General features: G+C 39.9%; 7 protein-coding genes. 6 read left to right on the top strand and 1 reads right to left on the bottom strand.

Going from position 1 to position 19,369, the window contains the following annotated elements; all coding sequences use genetic code 11:
- The first annotated feature begins 5 nt into the window (after positions 1 to 5).
- Together IW22_RS06440 and IW22_RS06445 are read left to right on the top strand one after the other, a co-directional pair.
- Positions 6 to 1,808 (top strand): hypothetical protein, encoded by a 1,803-nt coding sequence (locus IW22_RS06440; RefSeq protein ID WP_034725121.1) that lies wholly within the window; start codon positions 6 to 8, stop codon positions 1,806 to 1,808.
- A 512-nt stretch (positions 1,809 to 2,320) separates the two neighbouring features.
- Positions 2,321 to 4,183 carry an amidohydrolase gene (locus IW22_RS06445; RefSeq protein ID WP_034725123.1) on the top strand — a complete coding sequence of 621 codons (1,863 nt, stop codon included), beginning with the start codon at positions 2,321 to 2,323 and terminating at the stop codon, positions 4,181 to 4,183.
- Positions 4,184 to 4,277: 94 nt separating this feature from the next.
- Here the strand turns inward: IW22_RS06445 and IW22_RS06450 are convergent, their stop codons facing one another.
- Positions 4,278 to 5,669, bottom strand: coding sequence for a choice-of-anchor tandem repeat GloVer-containing protein (locus tag IW22_RS06450; RefSeq protein WP_034725125.1), 1,392 nt, complete (start codon positions 5,667 to 5,669; stop codon positions 4,278 to 4,280).
- Between the two features lie 311 nt (positions 5,670 to 5,980).
- On the opposite strand from IW22_RS06450, the gene IW22_RS23580 reads away from it, so the two are divergent.
- The 4 genes from IW22_RS23580 (at position 5,981) to IW22_RS06470 (ending at position 19,254) form a co-directional block, all read left to right on the top strand.
- Positions 5,981 to 6,634 carry an N-acetylmuramoyl-L-alanine amidase gene (locus tag IW22_RS23580; protein WP_051891130.1) on the top strand — a complete coding sequence of 218 codons (654 nt, stop codon included), beginning with the start codon at positions 5,981 to 5,983 and terminating at the stop codon, positions 6,632 to 6,634.
- A 390-nt stretch (positions 6,635 to 7,024) separates the two neighbouring features.
- Positions 7,025 to 8,011 (top strand): M23 family metallopeptidase, encoded by a 987-nt coding sequence (locus tag IW22_RS23585; RefSeq protein ID WP_081873899.1) that lies wholly within the window; start codon positions 7,025 to 7,027, stop codon positions 8,009 to 8,011.
- 25 nt (positions 8,012 to 8,036) lie between these two features.
- On the top strand, positions 8,037 to 14,726 hold the full coding sequence (locus tag IW22_RS06465; protein ID WP_034725127.1) for a hypothetical protein: 6,690 nt from the start codon (positions 8,037 to 8,039) through the stop codon (positions 14,724 to 14,726).
- Between the two features lie 13 nt (positions 14,727 to 14,739).
- Complete coding sequence (locus IW22_RS06470; protein WP_034725130.1) at positions 14,740 to 19,254, top strand: hypothetical protein; 4,515 nt, start codon at positions 14,740 to 14,742, stop codon at positions 19,252 to 19,254.
- Positions 19,255 to 19,369: the final 115 nt, after the last annotated feature.

A 19,369-nucleotide genomic window follows, 5' to 3' on the forward strand; every position in this document is an offset into this window, starting at 1 on the left:
TCATTATGACGAATAAATTACTTGCAGTTTCAATTTTCCTTTTATGTGGCTTTTCCCTTCTGAATGCGCAGGAGAAAAAGGATTCGCTTTATTATAAAATAGAGAACTTTTCAGATAAAACGAAAGTCACCAAATTCATTCACCGTTTTATATTTAGAAGGGAGGCGGATTCGGCATCAGTGAGGACAACCACGGAGAAATTGTTGCAGGAGACTCATAACGGAAAACACATCAGAAATATCCGGATAGAAACCATTGACCCTTTTGGTTACGGTTCGAAAGAGAAAAAAGAAAAAACCAAGTGGTATGACTGGTTTACCAATCACCTTCATGCCAATACAAGAGATAATACGGTTAATAATTATTTGCTTTTTAAGGAAGGTGAAGAATATAATGCCCAGAAACTCTATGAATCTGAGCGTTTGCTTAGAACAATGCCTTTTATCAACAGGGTTAATATCAGTGTTTCCGACAGTATATCAAACAAAGATTCTATTGATGTTGTGGTCAAAGTTCTTGATTCCTGGAGTCTAAAGCCAAGAGTCAGTTATTCAGGAAGTAAAATTGGTTTAGGCGTTACCGAAGAAAATATGTTGGGATTGGGACACGAATTGAATGTATTGTACAGAAACGATTCCAAAGAAAAGCAGGATTATCTTTTAGGAAGCTACACCGCATACAACCTCTGGGGTTCTTTCATCAATGCTCAGATCCTGGGAGAAAGGGATTTTTTGAGAAATGAAAGAATCAATTTCAATGTCAGAAGAGATTTTTTCTCACCGCTGACGAAATGGGCTGGAGGCTTTACTTTTGAATATTTCATGCGAAATGTAGCCCTTCCCACTGCTACGGATACCAAATTTCCGGAAGTGCAAATCAAGGTGTACAGCCAGGATTTATGGGGTGGTTACCAGATTCCTGTCTCCTCTGATTCTAAGGAAAGAGTCAACAGTAATATTGCCCTGATAGGAAGAGTCCAGAATTATCAGTACAAAGACAGTCCCGGTATCGACCAGTATCAGTATTTCAGCTCGTACAGCAGTTTTTTGATGTCTGTAGGATTTATCCGCAGAAATTTCTCGGTTCAGAAGAATATTTTTCAATATGATTTGCCTGAGGATGTTGCGTATGGAAATACCATAAATCTGACCGCCGGAGCTTTATCAAGAAGTAAAGCTGTAATGCCTTATGTAGGCGTTTCTGCATCGTACGGTAATTTTATAAAAATCGGTTATTTCAATCTGAAAGCTGAGTTTGGACGGTTTTTTAACGAAGACAGCCCAAACCGTGAGTCTTTCCGTTTGGATGGAACGTATTTTACCAATCTCATGGACTGGAAATTTGCCAAAGCCAGACACTTCTTTTCCCCAACCTTAGCACTAGGAAATCCTCAGCATAATTATTCTTACAAAGACAGGATTAATCTTTCCGCTGCAGATGAATTTCCGGTTTACAATTCAGATTTTATCGGAACCAAAAAATTGGTTTTAAGATACCAGCTTCAGCTTTTTGTCAATAAAACATGGAAGAATTTCCACTTCAGTCCGTATTTAACTGCTGCAGTCGGTTGGTTGGGAATGCCGGATGACAAACTGCTTAAAACCACAGCCAACACAAAAATAGGAGTGGGCGTTTTGATCAATAATCCGTTTCTGGTTTTCAACAGAATTCAGATTTCTTTCACTTATTATCCAAGAGTTCCTTTCGATAATAATTCAGTTTTTGATTTTAACAGCAACCGGAATAATATTTTACCAATGAACAGCTTCGCAACAGATATTCCTCACTTTGTGAACTTTGGAAACTGATGATGAAACTCTTTATAGTTGTATTTAATATGACTTCAGATGAAGAAAAGTATGAAATAGGGTTAAAATAAAGACGAGAACTCGAAGTTATTGTTAGATCCTCTTAATTTCCTGAATTTTATTCGCTGATCAAATTTTTCATTCTCTTTTGAAATCTTTTCAGAAGAGACTGAAAATATCCCGCAGTAGTGGGATATTTTAAGTCATAAGAAAAAATAAATTATTATTTTAAATGTAAACATATTGTGAATTAATATTTTAATTAAAATTAATAATCAATATTATGTGATAAAAATTAAAACATAATACTTTTTTTTCATATTTTTAGTACATAAACTAATACCTGAAAATCCAATGAAAACTATATATATCCCAATATGTACATAGTGGGAATGCCTTACCCATAATCCAGCTGATTTCAATGTTAACCTAAGCCTCACCTCTATCAGGCGTGCTTTGTTATACCTGTACAATCACCATCTACAAATACATACCAAACCAAAACTAATACCATGGAAAAACCACACACTCATGTTCACGGCTGCACGCAGTGCGGCTGCAACAACCCAATTTTAGAAATTCTGAAAGAAGAGCTTTTTAGTTCTGAAAATCTGGACAGAATGAAACCCGCGCCAGATCAAACCACCACTCAGCCATCTCCACAAACGCTTATGATCAGCGGCGGTATCATCCGGCCTATGATCGGCGGATCAACGGAAAAGGTTGAAGCCATCGGCATCGCTGATAGAAATGTTGTTATAGCCGGTGAAAAAGAAACAGTTACTGCTTTTATGAATGATAATTATCCGGGTTATCAAACTAAAGAATTAACTGACGGGCAAACCTTGCTCCCAGGCCTGATCGAGCCACATGTTCATATCGTTCCCGCAGCTATGATGGCTGAGTGGATAGATGTAAGCCCATTTAATGGTCAGGATCTGCTGGCAAAATATGATTTGGAGTCTATCGGAACAACCATAAACGGTAACCTTCCCACCACTCCCGGATATGTTATTTTAGGGAAAGGATTGGATCCGTCGCTGATGCCTTTTGTCCCTGATAGTGGTGTAAACGAGCTGCAGACCATTACCAATACGGTACTCGACGAAATAAACGAAGAACCCATGATGCTGTTAAGTGCCTCTATGCATACGCTTTATTTAAATACCAGCGCATTAAAATATGTATTTAAAAACAGCAAATATGTGCAGGATCATTATATAACACCGGATGAATATGTAAAGCAGACACAGGGGCAACTTCAGGAAAGCAAACAAATGACACCGGCGCTGGAAGTGATCCAGGCACAGGTCGTTGCTATGGCCAAAAATATGGATGCTTACCTGACCAGCCTTTTTAAACTGGCCAACTCAAGAGGAGTCACTTTTATGTACGATGCCGGGCTGAACGATAACTTTGAAAAGGTATTGACTTCCTATGTACAGGGAAATCCGGAATTGGTACGTATCGGAGGAGCACTGCTTTGCGCAGATCAGGCTGCTGCTGATGATCTTGGTACGTATCCGCTGCCAACCACTTACAAACCGGTCTATTACGGACACGTTAAAGTGGTGTCGGATGGCTCAAACCAGGGACTGACCGGTTATCAGAGTGCCCCTTACTGTTGCGATCCAGCCAATAATACCGGGATCTTTAATTTTCCTGAAAAAGGGATTCCGGCAGATACTATTCCGCCATTATATGATACATTAATCAATACCGTGGTAGCCGGTAAAGGCTGGCCTCTGATGATTCATGCCAACGGTGATCAGGCGGTAACGTTTGCCATAGAGGCATATCAAAGCGCACTTGCCCAATACAGAGGGCCTGAGCTTCGAAACCGTATAGAGCACTGTTCTCTTCTGACACCGGATCAGATTACATCTATGCTGCAAATGGGTGTTTCCCCAAGTTTTCTTATCGGACACGTAGGGTATTGGGGCTACGCTTTTAACGAGGTAATATTTAAGGATAAAGCACAGATGCTCGATCTTTGCGGCTCATCTTTGGCAGCCGGTATGAGGATTACCCTACACAGCGACAATGAGGTAAGTCCGCTGGGTCCTTTGAGAATGATGGAACAGTCTGTTACCAGAATTATGGAAGAGAATACTGCAAGTATTGAAGTATTGAATGCTCCTGAACGTATTACTCCCGAACAGGCATTAATTGCGGTTACGTATGATGCTGCGTGGCAGTGCTATGCAGATGAATGGGCAGGTTCGTTAGATGCAGGATACTTTGCTGATTTTGTTATATTGGAAAAAGATCCGCTGTCATTAACAACTCAATCCTCACAATATATGAAGATGAGAAATATCCCGGTATTGGAAACCTGGCTGGGAGGTGCGCCGGTGTATGTGGCAGGATCATAACAAAGGAAACATTAGTTTTAGCCTAAAATTACCTTTAAATAAATGAACCTGGTTGTGAGACGGATTTTTCGTATTCATTTGGAGTAAAAAACAATTACTCTTTAATAATTTTCCTGGTGATTTTTTCTTTGGTATCGAATGTGATTTCGATGAGATAAATACCTTTTGGAAATGCTGAAATGTCAATCGTTTTAACATCCTTTACGGCCAGGATCAGTCTTCCTTCAGGAGAAATAATTGCAGCATTTTGTGCGCCTTCAGGCAGGTATAATAAGCCTTTAGTCGGATTAGGATAAAGTGGTGTATTTTCTTTACGGACTGAACCAGTTCCCAGCTGACTGTAATTAACCTGCAGGAGTTGGCCATGATAAGGATTTCTGCCGTCTGATGTACCTACAAAATCATATTTCTTAGTATATTGTCCTGTAGATATATCATATTCATAGATGGTACCATTATAATTGGCTCCACCGGCAAATGTTGTTCCGTACAATTTACCGTTAGAAGCCTGCATTGGACTTGCGAAAGGGGTTTTACCTGTTGGTAATTCCTGAAAATTGACTAACGTGGAAAGCTGGTTGGATACAGGATCAAATTCAAATAAAACACCATTGTAGAATCCTCCACGATACATCGTTGTACCATACAGTTTGCCGTTATTTCCTTTAAGAAGTCCTTCCTGAGGAGTGGAGCCAATACTGTACTCAAAAGTATAATTCTTCTGAAAAATGTTTGTATTTGCATTATAATGGAAAATGGTTCCCTGACTGTTAACTGAGTATCTGTTTGTTCCCCGGAACACACCTGGTGAAGTTTCAATCAGTGTAGTAGGATAATTGCCATCATAAAAAGACTGCATCACATGTTTTACCGTGAATATGGTAGTGGCGATATCGTATTCATAAATGATTCCTTCATCCCTGGTTCCTCCCGAGGATGTAGTGCCATATAGCTTTCCATTTGATCCTAGGCAAAGGCTTCCTGACGGGCTTACTCCAAAAGAACCCTCAAAATCTCTAAGTTTGGCGTAGGAATTTGTAGCCGGATTGAATTCAAATAAAGTTCCCTTATTTGCTGTTCCTCCGTATTGGGTTACACCGTAGAATTTTCCATTGGGTGCAATGGTCAGCGAACCATAAGGAATTTTCCCATTCATGCTGTTGGAAAACTCATAGAGCTTAGAGTAATTATTCGTAACCAGATCATATTGATAGATCACCCCGTTATTACTGGCTCCTCCGGTTTGAGTCATCCCGTAAATCTTCCCATTGGGCCCCTGAACCACACCGCCGGAAGGATTTTGTCCGTTCCCAAGGCCATTGAATTCTACTTTTTTTGTATAAGTACCGTTGTTTACATTATATTCGTATAAAACCCCATGATCATTGGCTCCTCCAAATAATGTGGTTCCCAGGAGTTTAATATCCTGCGATTTGAAAGTATTGACAGCGATGACGCTTAATAATAAAATAAAAATCCTGTTCATAAAAATCTGTAATTGTTTTGGGAAATGATAGTGGTAAATCGGTTGTTTATTACTGTTTGATTAAATCGGGCAAATATAAAAAAATGAAGCAGATAAATAAAATACGTCATTATATCATCATAAATTTAAATGAGCAGAAAAGTGTAGAGGTAAAAAAACACTGATATTTGAATTAATTCCTTTGCCTGATCAGAATTTTGCGTATCCGGTATGAAAATAAACCGTGTCTTTGTTTTTGTAAAAGAATATTTGATATAATTTATGCATATAATGCTGAGTGATTTCATTAACTTTATGAAAAACTTAATAACATGAAAACTGGAATCATTGTAATAGATCCGGGGCATGGCGGCATGGGAAATGTTGGCGGCTCCGATGGTAATCACGCGGTTTCCGCACTGGGAGACCTTGAAAAAAACTTAACTCTTGAGATTGGTCTTCTCCTCAATGCTGAATTGAAATCAAAATCTCACCAGGTTTATCTCACCAGAGACACAGACCGTAATTTATCCCTTAAAGACAGAGCAAATCTCGCCCTGACCATGCAAGCAGACGTTTTCCTTTCCCTGCATTTTAATGGCTGGACAGATGCCACCACACAGGGCACGGAAACGTTTATCTATCCCGGTGCTGACAGTAATTCTTCACTGCTGGCCTCTTCCGTACAGCAAAGATTGGTGCAGACCACAAAATACAAAGACAGGGGAGTGAAAGAACTACAGTTGGGCGTACTCAATCCGGCCTATCATTTTCCTAAGACAGCCCGTGCTTTGGCTGAAATCAGTTTCATTACAGAAACAAAAGACGCACAGCGGCTGCGGGATGCGGACTATAAAAAATCTCTGGCCAAATCCCTGGCTGTAGCGATTGATGATTTTATCAATAAACAAAGCAGTATAAAGAAAATAAAAGCGCTGCCTGTGAATAGCAGCGGTATATTGAAAATGGAAGATTCCGATATTTAGACTTCAGTCTAAAACGGAGAACATCTGTTTAAAAAAACATTTTATCTATAATCTAATTAAAATAGTACACAAAAGGGTAATTGATTAGAGACCATATAATTCTAAAATTTGTAATGCAATAAGTACATTTCTTCCTGATCAATAGATCAGCAGATATGAAATCGTATAATTTCGGGTAAAGTTTCTCAAAAAATTAGACCAGAAATAGGAAAGTATACATTCCTGACAAAAGGAAACGGCTGAAGGAGGTCATACCAAAAACTGATAGAACGACACGAATAAACAAAGGTATTGGGTAAGGAGAGACCGTTGTAACTGTTTTAGGCTTTTTAAATCAAAATAATAGCTTAAAATACTGTAAACAATTTTAAATAACTAAAAACTAATACCATGAACCTAATGCTTCTATTTGCTGTTGCCGGAACAATAGCAGGACTTGTTAATTTCTTTTTATCTTACCTGTCCTTACCGACCAAACCAAAAGAAACCGCCCGTGCATTTGACGGGACAGAACAGCCTTGGACTTTGCCCGAACGAACCTGGCAGTTAGCCTTAGCCGGCTATATTATTATCGGAATCGCAGGAGCACTGCTTACTCCTTTAGTGCATGCCGCTGTAGAATTAAAAGGAATTACCGGGGATATTGCTCTTGATAGAAACCGTTTGGTAGCCTTTGGCTATGCTCTTGTATTTGGATTTTCCTCGAATCAGATACTTTCAGGCATATCGGACAGCATTCTGAAAAAGATTGGAGGATTATTAGCTGAACAACAGGCTAGTACAGCTGCCAAAGCGAAATTGTTTGAACAACAGAGTGCTGCAAATCTAAGAGCACAATTGGCTGAACAAAAACAACAACAACAACAACAATTAGAATCTTTAATATCGCCAACTGCCGCCGTATGTCCTAATGCTGCTGGATGGGCGAAAGCTCCCGATTATACTTCAGCCCCGCTTAAAAGTATGGGATGGGCCAATGATTTGCCCAAAGATCAGTTTGGCTGCACCCGGGATAGCGGTAATAAATTCCATGGAGGAATAGACCTGGAAGCAGCGGTAGGAACAGAATGCTATGCACTGGCAGAAGGAACCATCAGCGATATTGGATATGGTGCGGAACTGGGCAGTTATATTGCGCTGCAATTTAAAAACGGAGAGGTTTTATATGGAGCAGGGTACTGCCATTTGAGTGAAATAAGTGTAAAAAAAGGCGATAAAGTAACCTCCGGACAGTTTATTGGTAAAACAGGAAAAAGCGGCAATGTGGGCAGTGATACTCCTCATTTGCACCTGGAAATTCATAAGACCAAATGGCTGACGTATTCATCCATTGAAGAGCGGTCCAAAGCATCACTAAACCCGAATCATTACATTTAATTTTCACCCAAAAAACACATTTTCTATGAGTCAATTAATACAAAATTATCTCAAAGGTTCAGACGCTAAGCCGCATCTTCGGTTGCTGGCTATTGTTGAACTTCAGGAAGCCAACCACGGTGAAAAAAATTGCTTTGGTGTTTTCGCAGGATGCAAGGGAAGCAAAACTGCGGACAGTGATTTTAATTCCCTGCACTTGAAATGGGACGGGATTTCTGGAGTAAAACCTACATGGCAGTCAAAGATGCCGCTTTGGTGTATTCCGCTAAAAGTAAGTACAGAAGGGCCTTATGCCTATGAACTTAATTATTCTAAAGATCCTGTAAAGAACAGTTATCCGTGCAGGAAGGCGGTTGTTAAGCTGTATAACGGAAAAGACGGAAAAATAAATAACTGGAAAGATTACAGCTTTCTTCCCGGGAAGGACGCTGAATACCAGGAATTGATCACTTCATGTACCTATTTTGATTTGAATACCACTTATGGAACCGTTCGTTATATGAGTGATAATAATACGAATGAAGAAATTGGATTCTGGATCACTGATAAAAATATCCCCCTTCATCTGTATGATAAAAAACTGTTCATGCTGGGGGGAGTGATAAGTGAAATTATTGACACCAATAAAAAATTTAATGGACTGGAAACGTGGTTTGGAGTCAGACAGCCCAGTGGCGGTGAGCATGCTCCGTTTTTCACGGTTGATCCTAAAAATAAAACCAATGCCAATGGCAATGATGTGCCCGTTCACTGGAAAAAAAACGGCCGTAATGATGATATCGTAACTTTTGATTTTGAGAAAGTACCCGTTACAATCACTACTGACTTCAATAACCCACGTTATGTATCAACCAAAATAAAATCCGAAAATACCGATGAACAGTCTCAAATTGCCTGGCTGGGAAAAGATGCCAACAGCAGGAATTTATCACTTCTTATTACCGATAGAAAGACCGTTGTAGGAGTGGCAGGCTCCTATCTGTCAAGTATTGGATCAAGTACTGTGATTAATTATTTGCTGTACAGACACAATGAAGATTCGAAAGAAAACAGGACTGCTCTCTGTACAATAAAGGATACTACAAATCTTATAAATATCTGGAACGAAAAAACACGGAAAAAGGCCGTCTCTATCCTTGATACCGAAGGAGCGCAGCCCATAGGTATTGTTCCGAAAATTGATAATGCCGTTTTGAATTCCATCACAGTCATATATGATGGTGTCGATGGGATTACTGCTAATTTTTCCAGTGTATACTTTTCCGCGCAGGGAAAACCGAATATATCATTTCCATTAATACGGGATAAGGAACTCTATGCAAAAGACACACCTTTAAATGACATTAAAACACCGTTAATACATCTTAAGGAAGCGATGTTTGAGCCTTCAAAAGGGAATGTAGCAGACAATGGAAGTGTCATTATTCTGAATGTAAAGGCAGGTGAAACATCTCCTGACCTCAATAACGTTATATTGCTTGACGGTTCATTTTCTTTTAAGCTGAAAAATTATTCCAAAGGAGACGAACTTATTGATAAACTGCAGGTAAGTTTTCAGCTTCAAAAAGCACAGAGACCGCTCTTTTTATGGCAATGGTATAAAGATATAGATAAAGAAGATTTTATCCGGTACTGTTATTCCATCAATAAATTCAGAATTCCCGTTCAGGAAGTGAAAGCGTTTGGAAACGATCTCATCGGTAAAGAAAAATTAGTGGCACCAGCCTCATTAGGAACGGTATCGGAAGGTTTTGGAGAAAGGAGTGAACCCGCATTAGTGATTCCCTTACTCGAAAAAAAAGAAAAAAGTACCGAAGGTCTTCAAAATGCATATTATCTGATGATGTCTGAAAGCTCGAATGTGGCTCAGAACTACAGACTGGAAATGCAGCTGGAAGAAAAAGACCAGATTGGAGGAATAGACAGTACGGCCACCGTGGAAGCGGTAGTACTCAATGCCGCACCTCAGCAAATCGCTAAAATTAAAACACAGCTTTTACGCTCACCTTCCACAGACGACGGAATTTATATTTTGGCGAGAAAATCAAATTTTTCCATCGACAGCGGTACCTGGGAAATCTATACAGACAACGCCCTTGAAAAAGGATTTGAGCTTAGTCTTCCTGCACAGGCGGTTGGTGAGGCTTATATAAAAAGTACAACCAACAACGGAGGAGAACCGAAAGATGACGAAGCCATTGACTACAAATTTTCTCCATCCGCAGTATTACAGATCGCCAGTGAACAGCTCAACCGCCAATATGTAACACCAGCCTGGAATCTTAAAAATATCTGGGGTGAAATAGGAGATAGCAACCCGGGATTACAGCTTATTAATGCAAAGTTTGAGTTACTTTATGGTTTAGGTGCCCAGTTAGAGAATAAAAATGCATGTATTGCAGAACTGGCACTCAAATTAGGCGCTATACCCAATCCTCCGCAAAACAATATTGTCTGGAAAGAATCAAAAGTACAGGGAGAAGCATTTAAAACACTGTATATGAAATACCGGGATTTATACAGATCCTGGCAGAGCAGGCTGTCTATCCTTGAAGTCTCTTCTTCCGAACCGTTTCGGCCGGGTAAATTTACCGATGGGATCAGCTATTATATCCGCAGGGAGAAAAATCTGCTGAATGAGGATGGTTCCGTTAAAGAATATGGTAAAGGAGCTCAATTTAGATGGCCAATAGGCCGGCAGGTTTCTCCGGCTCAGAATGATCAGTTATATCACAATCCTGAAGGTTTGGCGGGTGGGGCATTATATCCGTTTGAATCATTAGGTGTCTATGAAGAGCTGTGGCGGGAAGGGATCGGCAAAGGCTCGTCTTCCGGAGAAATTGAGCAGCTGGCTTTTACCTCTCTGGGAGGTTATGGCAGGCAGACGGCCAGATTTGCCAGTGATAAAACCGTTATAAAATCAACCACTTCTCTTGGAAGAACTCACTTTCATGCTGTGGAGCGTATCGGAAGAATAGGCGTTTTATGGAACAGAGCCAAACATGTGATTGAATATGAACGTACTGTAGTTCCTCCGGCTCAGTTTAAAAATGAGCAGCCCGAACTTCTGGGAAGACCTATTGTAAGAAAAGTAAGAGAGTATATCGAAATCCTGGAACCTGTCAGGAAATATCCGGACCTGGATGGTATGAGCCCGGACGGTTCAGGTTCTATAACAGGCTGTCAATTTAAAAGTATAAAGATACCTGTGTCTTCCTCTTGGGGAAGAAATGTGAAGGCGGGTGGCAATGGGATCATTGGCTGGGAGATTCCTCTATGGAATAAACATGCTGATCCTGAAATCTATCCCTTTCCCCAAGTCTTACTGGAACTGTTAGCTCCCAAGGGTGCTGAAATAAAAAATGTTCTTTCTCAGATGGAGAATGTGGAAGACCTCTACTTTTATACGGATGTTCGCTCAGAAGTAGTATTTATTGATAAAAATAACCTGCCGGTACCTGTTAAAATAGAAGCCGATACAGATCGTTGGCCCCTGATAAAATATGTAGACTATACCGATCTGCCAATGGTGGATATACACAGAAATGCCAGACCTGCTTTGGGAAATACACCTGAACTGATGGATGCTCCGTTACCGGGACCGATAAGTATATTGCCCGGTTTTGAACGATTCTGCTTTAAAGTGAAACCTTCGGAAATAACCAGCTCAGTCAACGGAAGATATGTAGAAAATTCCGAGATTAATGGGAAACTGCGGGTCGCAACGATGATGCGGAGTGCTCCAAAAGGAAATGAGCTGAAAACAGCATTATCAGGCGGAACGCTTCAAACAAGAACGGTCATTAACCAACTTGCTTTTGATCCCAATAATATTCTGAGCCAGTGTGCAAACGGGCTGGAACGTGCCAATACAAAGCTGTTGTCAGGTATACTGCCGGCTGACATTACCGGATATGCTTCCGAAGCAGTGGAGAAAATCACTTTTTCTGCAGATCAGATTGATGCCATTAAACATGTACTGGATTCAGCTCCTGAGGTGACTTATTTAAGTAATAATCTTTGGTTGGCCGCCAGCAATTTCCAACTTCCCACAAGGTTACTTTGGAAAAAAACTGTGGAAAGTGCCGATGCATTTATAGCTTCACTCATTTCAAATTATGACCTGCTGACTGGTGAAGTGACTAAAAAGGTGAATGCAATAATGGCGGAGGCTAATGAAATAACTGATGAGTTTATTGAGAAATTAGATCATGAAATCAATGGTCAGGTTGTATCTGTCCAAAAAATCATTGAACAGTTTTCTTTTGAAATAGGTTCGCTTGCCAATGAAGCAAAGGGAATTATTGACCAGGGAGTAGAAGTTATCGAACTTTTTTTACAGCAGATTGAAACCTATTTATCCGATGCTGAAAAAGAAATCCAAAGCATTAATCTGCCTACGCCCGATGAGGTAACCGATGAAATAGAAAGGCTTTTAGACACTAAAAGAAAAGATATTCTGGATCAGATTGCCACTAATGTTCTGTTAAATGAATTAAATAAAAAGGTTAATCTCGAAAAGAAGATCAACGATTTATTTGACGGTATACTTCATGAGATACATGAATCAGAGCTGTCTGAAATTAAAGAACTTATCAGTTTTGCTGTAGAAAAAACAAAAAACCTGCGAAAAGATATCATCGACTACATTAATGCCGGCAATATTTTGTCTAATGAAATCAGAACTATAGTGGATGAAAAATCCGCAGCTCTTAAAGACGGTGTTAATACCATAGAAAGTGAGCTTTTAAAAAAACTGAAACAGCTCAGCAATACAATTTCGATTGAACATCTGAACCTTAAAGAAACCCTGAAAACCTTTAGCAAAGAGAAGAAGGAATTTATACAATCGGTCAACGGTTGGTTAAATAAGACAGTGATTGATATTAGGGACATATTGAAAACCGGGCTTACAAAAGAATTTTCAACTATTCTGGTGAATAATAATCCACCTCCAAATGAGATTGTTGGTTTTAAACCCCTTATCGATTATTTTAAGGAAGCTGATGATTATATTAAAAACATCGCGAGGGAATTATCTTCTTTTTTTCATCAATTGGACCCCAATCAGTACAAAGCTGAGTTCAGCAAATACCTGGAGCGTTATAAAAGCTATAAAGACCTGGAAACTGCTATCGGAGCTAAACCTCCAAACCCCAAAAGTATTCTGGAAGCAGCCAACAAATTTACCGAAGAAATCAATGAAGATCTTGGCGCACTCACCGGAACATTACTCCAAGCCTATTCGGAAGCCGAAAAAGTAACGTATGCATACAATGACCTCTCTGATGCGGTAAATACCACCTTATTCAATTATAGAGGCGTATATGATGAGCTGGTTGCCCCCGGTCTTGGCTTCAACCGTAAGACTGTAGCGATGCTCGTAAGTACCGATTGGAAGAATGTGGAACAGCGTTTAACCATTACTCCTGTAATGACTAAATTCAATCAGTTAAAAGAAAATCTGTCTGCACTGGGCATCAGGCTGCCTTCTGTTTCTATTACCGATAAATTTTTAGCCCCTGCCAGAGAATGGGGTGAAGAAGCCCTGGAAAAATTTAAAAATTCTCTCCTGAGCAATTATGATTTTACCAATATTATAAAAGGGGCAGGCGGTCTTGATCTCGAACGCTTGATCCCCGGATTTAAAATGCCGGATGCCTTCAGAAACAATATTAAAATAATGCACGGGACCGATGTCAAAAACCTAAAAGCCTGGGTAAAAGCGGAAACCAATATGAGTCTTCCCAAACGCGAAGAGCTTTTTGCCATAGGACCGGTAAGCGTATCATTGGACAAAGCAGCTACTCTGGTCGGAAATATAAGAGCAGAAATTGATGCAGACAGTAAACTCGAAAAAGAAAACCACGGATCACTTACAGGTTCTTTTATCATAGGATTGCAGGGCACAGAATTAATGCGTTTTAGAGATGCTAAGATCACCTGCGTTAATGATAAATATGATTTTGATTTGGATCCCAGCAGAATGGAAATGTCCGGACTGTTACAGTTAATTACGGATGCCACCAAAAATATTCCGGCAGCATCTGAAGACGGTGAAGAGACTTCCGTATTTAAGATCGATATTTTAAAGACAAAGTATCAGAATACCGATATTGAAGTTCCTTACGGGGTGAATGCTTCGCTGGATATTCCGCCCATCACGATAGGTGGTGGTCCTACGAATATCACCAATCTGGCTTTTGGAGGATATTTTAAAATGAAAGCATTTGATATTGAAAAGAAAACACTCGACTTTAGCCTGGGATTAGGATTTTACCTAGGGAAACGGGAAGCTCCGTTTATTTTTACAGCCTTTATATTCGGTGGCGGTGGTTTTGTCGACTGTTCGGTGGAGTATACGCCTTCTGTAAGCAACAGCCTGAACGTCAATTTTGCCATGAGTGTACAGGCAAGTGCGGCCCTGGCTTTTAATGCCGGCTGGATCTACGGCAGTGTCATGGTAGGAATGGGCATAGAAGTGATGTATGTCAAAAAGGCTCTCGGGCCTGGAAGCAGGACGAGTGTCATTATGTTCATACAGTTTATCGGACATGTATGTGTCGTTCGTATTATTCATGTTTTTCTGGTTGTACGCCTTGCCATTGCCTATGACGGTCAAAAAATGACAGGTACCGGAAGAATAAAAGCCTCCATGAGAATTTGCAGGTTTTTCACCTCAAAAGTGGAAAAAAATTACACCCATAACTTTTAATTAGCACCACGATATGAGTAATAATTTACAAATAGCCATAGACCCTAGCTGTATCCAAACCACTGATGATGCAGGAACTCCACAAATGACGGTAGCGGTAAGCATTACCGGTCTGTCGTTTGATAAAATTGTTACAGTAGAAGAATTTCACGCAGCAAAGGAGTTGTTGAAAAATTTTAATACACATCTTCAGCACAACAGAATCAGACTCTATTTTTTTAATGACCCTGCAAGTCCTAATTTTGAACACAGAGATTGTGTTGTAGTAGGGAATTCAGCAGTAGGATTACCTCCTAACTATATGGAGTATATAAAAGAAGAACTGGAGATTAATATTGGGGTGGAGACACGTCTGAAATACAGTTTTGATGGAGTAAACCAGAATATTACTGTTGATGATAAGAATTTTAAAGAATATGACTATGAAAACTTAGGAGAAGGCTACTCCAACATGGCTTTCGCCAATTTTTCCCAAATGCTGGCACCTCTGAACGAACAGATAGGACTTGTGCTTTTCGGAAAACAGCATACAGCGGATCCCACACGGCCAAATATTCCTGCAGGAACAACAAAATTCCTGGCATTTCCTTTACATGATACCGAACCGACAGCAGGCCCGCGGCCAATCGGTTCCGGGCTTTGGGAGCTGAATTATGGTCAGACGGATGAGAAGGGCATAAGCTTCGAGAATAAGTATATCTGTATTGAGACTGAAATTCCCGAAGAAACGGTTCAAAAGGGGAATATCTACCTCAGAGATGAAAAAGGAAACTATGATGGGAAGGTTGAGATTGAAGTGTTGCAGGATCTTGACTGGACCACAGATTATTACAACAATATAGGATCCTATTTAGATTTTCCTGTTCTGCTGCAGGACTGCCTGGGAGATGCTGACAGTATTAAGCTTTTTACCGCTGATGAAAAATCTTTTGAAAAAAACGTCAGAGCCATTGACGGGCTGATGTGGCGGTTGGTGTTGGAACCTTTCTTTCCTCATACTAAAGAATTACCTGATGGAAGCGGTTATTTTCAAAAAGAGATTGATCCGGTTATATATCAGTCATGGGTGGATATCACAAAGACCAATGCCAATTTAATAAAACTGACGAAAAAATTAAAAGAAATCCTTCTTACTGATTTTACGGATAACAAGGCATCGGTTAAAGAAATACATCGTTTATGCCGGAAAATGGATGAAACAACCCAGACTGTTGAATTATCACTTCCCGAAAATAACTCAAAAACCGAATGGGTGGGCAAATGGATAGAATCCTGGGGTGCTCTTATTGAAGATTGCCGTCAACTGGCAACACCGGAAAAAAGGATCATTATCGGAAGGTTGTATGATGAAGTTTTGAAGTTCATTCTAGATAACTCACTTCAATCAGGGCAACAAGAAATAAAATTACCGGAAAAAAAACTCCATATAGAATTTATGATGCAGTATAATCAGGCTGTGTATTATCAGCAATACCACATTTCAGGAACTGCATCTATTGGAGAATTTATGTCAAAACTCGAAACAGATATTGCACAGGTTTGGGACAACGTCAAAAAAGATCCGTTATGCCTGCTAAGTTTCCTGCACGTAGATGAAGCAGAAGAAACCGATGATATAAAAAAATTGTTTAACGATTATCTGGCAGAAAATGTAAAAGGATTAAAGGCTAAGATTAAAAAAGAAAAAGCCCCGGTTTATGATCCTCCGGCTATACAGGTAAAGGTATATTCAGACAGCAGGATACATAACGATACCGATGACATCTCGGATGAAATTGCAGGATTCGTACTGTTGAATCAGCGAAGTAAAGAACCTTATGTAAAAGAATTTGACCCCGCATCCTGGCATTATCTGAATAAAACAACCTTAACGATTAATGATACTGATACCGGCACGACACTTCTTAAACCCTTATTCCTGCCTGAAGTGGATGGAATGCCTTTGCTGTCTTTATCTTTAACGAATCATAAGCGGGGCATTGTAGACCCCAATCTTACACTGCATAATACTACGCTACAGGCACCGGTAGCAGCAGCCGGAAATAGAACCACATCATCCCCGTATAAAATGGATTTTAAATGTCCGGAATTCTGGTATGGCTACCATTATCAGTTTGTGGGATTTGTGGTGTTAAACAGCGGCGTTCTGCCTCCTGTACTGAGATCCGGCAGCAGTTTAAATATGTTCGACGAAAGTCCGGTCATTACTGAACACAACAGTTTGGTTAAAAATTACCATCACCTCAGAAAAGTGGCGATTGCATCTCCTAATATATCACCGGAGATCAATGCATCTACGGGGCAGTTTTCGCATCAGGAACCTCCTGATTTTATGCCACTGGCAAAAGAACTATCTTTCTGGAAAGAAAAGGAATATACCCATCTTACACTTTCCGGATCAGAGAAATTCAATCATATAATAACTTTCGATATTTCCAGGGCTACAACGGGTATCTGGGACTGGTTTGCGTTTGAAAAGAAAACACTGAATGAATTGCTGGAATATCAGGGTACAGATAAATTACTGGAAGCAGTCAAAGCATTTTTAAACAAAGATGAAAGTGATACCCAAAAAAGTGATCTTAAACTACCGGATCCGGCTGTATCTGACCTGATTCTTGTTGAATGGAGCACCGCATTTCCAAAGGTAACGGCGCTGAACAGTTTTGAGCTGGACAGCAAACATAAAGATCCGTTTACGGTTTCCTGGAACAAAGATTCAACAGGATATAATAAAACTGACAATATCTTTACCGTAAAAAAAGGAGAGATTATTGAAATGAAGTTCTTTTCGCTGGTCGATCAGAAATACTTTGTTAAAGGAGGAAATGAAGAAATGCTGCACGAATCTCTGATTCCGGAAGACAGAACAGCAAATACCTATAAAAACTATTTTAAATTTGCTCCCGTTTCTTACTGCTTTGAGGCTGCCAAACATCCTTCCGGCCATCTGGAAGAGGAACTTTGGGAACTCATCAACATCAAAGATGACAGTAATAAAGATGTTCCGTTTCAGGATAATGATTATGTAAAAGTCTTTGCCGGGGCAAAAAAATTCAAAACCGACATCAGTTTAGAGTTTGCCTATATCAGTAAATTGGAAATAAGACATCAGCGGTGGTATTGGGACGGACGGCTGGATGTATCCGGTGAACCGGAATATCTGAATAACACCAATGTTTCTCTTGATCCGAAACATTCTGAAAAATATAAAACCAGTCAGGCTATGGAGTGGGAAGCCTGGTCATTCTCCACCAGACCGGATCATACGGGTACGGTCAGACAGGCCCGTTTAAAATCAAGTGACGGAGAGATCAATGAGCAACTATTGTTTTCCATCGAAAATAAAGCAGAAACAAAAGCGCTCTACCATCGTTTTGCTGTCACGGCTTATTCCCGTTATGCATTTATAGATCAAATAAATTCAGAAGAACATCGGGTGATAGAAGGAAAAGTACCGATAGATCATGTTGATGAGAATAAGAATAAGACTGTGGTTAAAAACCAATGGAAACGTTTTATTCAGTTGTGTAAGCGTGAAGAAAAACTGTCGGCTCCGGTTGTAAGATTTTTCATCCCGCTCACAGAATCCATTACCTCTGAACAGGAAAAAACACTAAATCAAAATGCAGCACCTATTATGGCTGTGGTAGAAGGAAATGTCTTTAATGAGGCGGGTCTTGCCTATGGACTTGAAATCGGAATTGAAAAACTGAACTACCTTACTAAAGAAGGTAATGTGGAAGCGTACCTTAATTTTGGAGCCAGTCCAAATTTATCTCATATCAAGTCTCTTGCGCTGCCCGGTAATGGCACTTCAGTTGATTCTGATAATTTTATTTTTGTGCCACAGGGACCAGTAGGTTTTACATTTGATTTGGCCGCTGAAACGCCTAAAATCACTTCTTCCGCCTATCTGTTGGATTTATCGGATAAGCATTTATCAGATGCCGTCTTTACCCTGCAGGATCAACGCCAGGCATGGAGCTTAATGAGAGTTGCTACCCGAAGTGTTATCAAAAGCAGATTTTATGGAGGCCAGTCAAAATTAGAAGATCTCACCAGCAAGTGGTCTGAAAAAACCTGGGTAGAATATGTACTTGCCATCGATTCAGCCATCCCTGAAGCATGGATCAATGAAGTAAACAAATATGGAACGGTGGAAGTAAATACTACATCATTTAAAGATTTACCGGAGATCAACACCACCTATGAGCAACAGTATGTAGTGGTCACAAAATTGGAAAATGATATGGGAGGAATGCCTGTAGAAAGCTATTACGGAACATACTGGTATGATAAGGAAAATAATACCCTAAAAAGTGATCATGGAGAAAAAATCATTAGCAAAGGGCTTAAAGGATTTATAAGAATTCTCATTGTTCAGAAAGAAAGAAACTTCAGTTCTGATAAAAACATATGGGAACTGCTGTTCAATGCAGATGACACCAAAATACAGGCAGATGCACAGGTGGCCAGACCTTTGATCACAAAAAGAGTGCCTGTGGAGTTTAACAATATGATCTGAGCCGGTTAGTGCGTAAAGTAGTATCATTATAAACCGATGCCGGAATGTTATAAATAGTATTCAGATAAACAGGATTTATTTGGATACTATTTTTATGCTTTATTCAAAATAAGTT

The sequence above is a fragment of the Chryseobacterium sp. JM1 genome, from assembly GCF_000737715.1.
Classification (GTDB): Bacteria; Bacteroidota; Bacteroidia; order Flavobacteriales; family Weeksellaceae; genus Chryseobacterium.

Bases quoted from the DNA above. Each gene is read 5' to 3' on its own strand.
- IW22_RS06440 (WP_034725121.1), top strand. From the start codon at position 6: ATGACGAATAAATTACTTGCAGTTTCAATTTTCCTTTTATGTGGCTTT.
- IW22_RS06445 (WP_034725123.1), top strand. From the start codon at position 2,321: ATGGAAAAACCACACACTCATGTTCACGGCTGCACGCAGTGCGGCTGC.
- IW22_RS06450 (WP_034725125.1), bottom strand. From the start codon at position 5,669: ATGAACAGGATTTTTATTTTATTATTAAGCGTCATCGCTGTCAATACT.
- IW22_RS23580 (WP_051891130.1), top strand. From the start codon at position 5,981: ATGAAAACTGGAATCATTGTAATAGATCCGGGGCATGGCGGCATGGGA.
- IW22_RS23585 (WP_081873899.1), top strand. From the start codon at position 7,025: ATGAACCTAATGCTTCTATTTGCTGTTGCCGGAACAATAGCAGGACTT.
- IW22_RS06465 (WP_034725127.1), top strand. From the start codon at position 8,037: ATGAGTCAATTAATACAAAATTATCTCAAAGGTTCAGACGCTAAGCCG.
- IW22_RS06470 (WP_034725130.1), top strand. From the start codon at position 14,740: ATGAGTAATAATTTACAAATAGCCATAGACCCTAGCTGTATCCAAACC.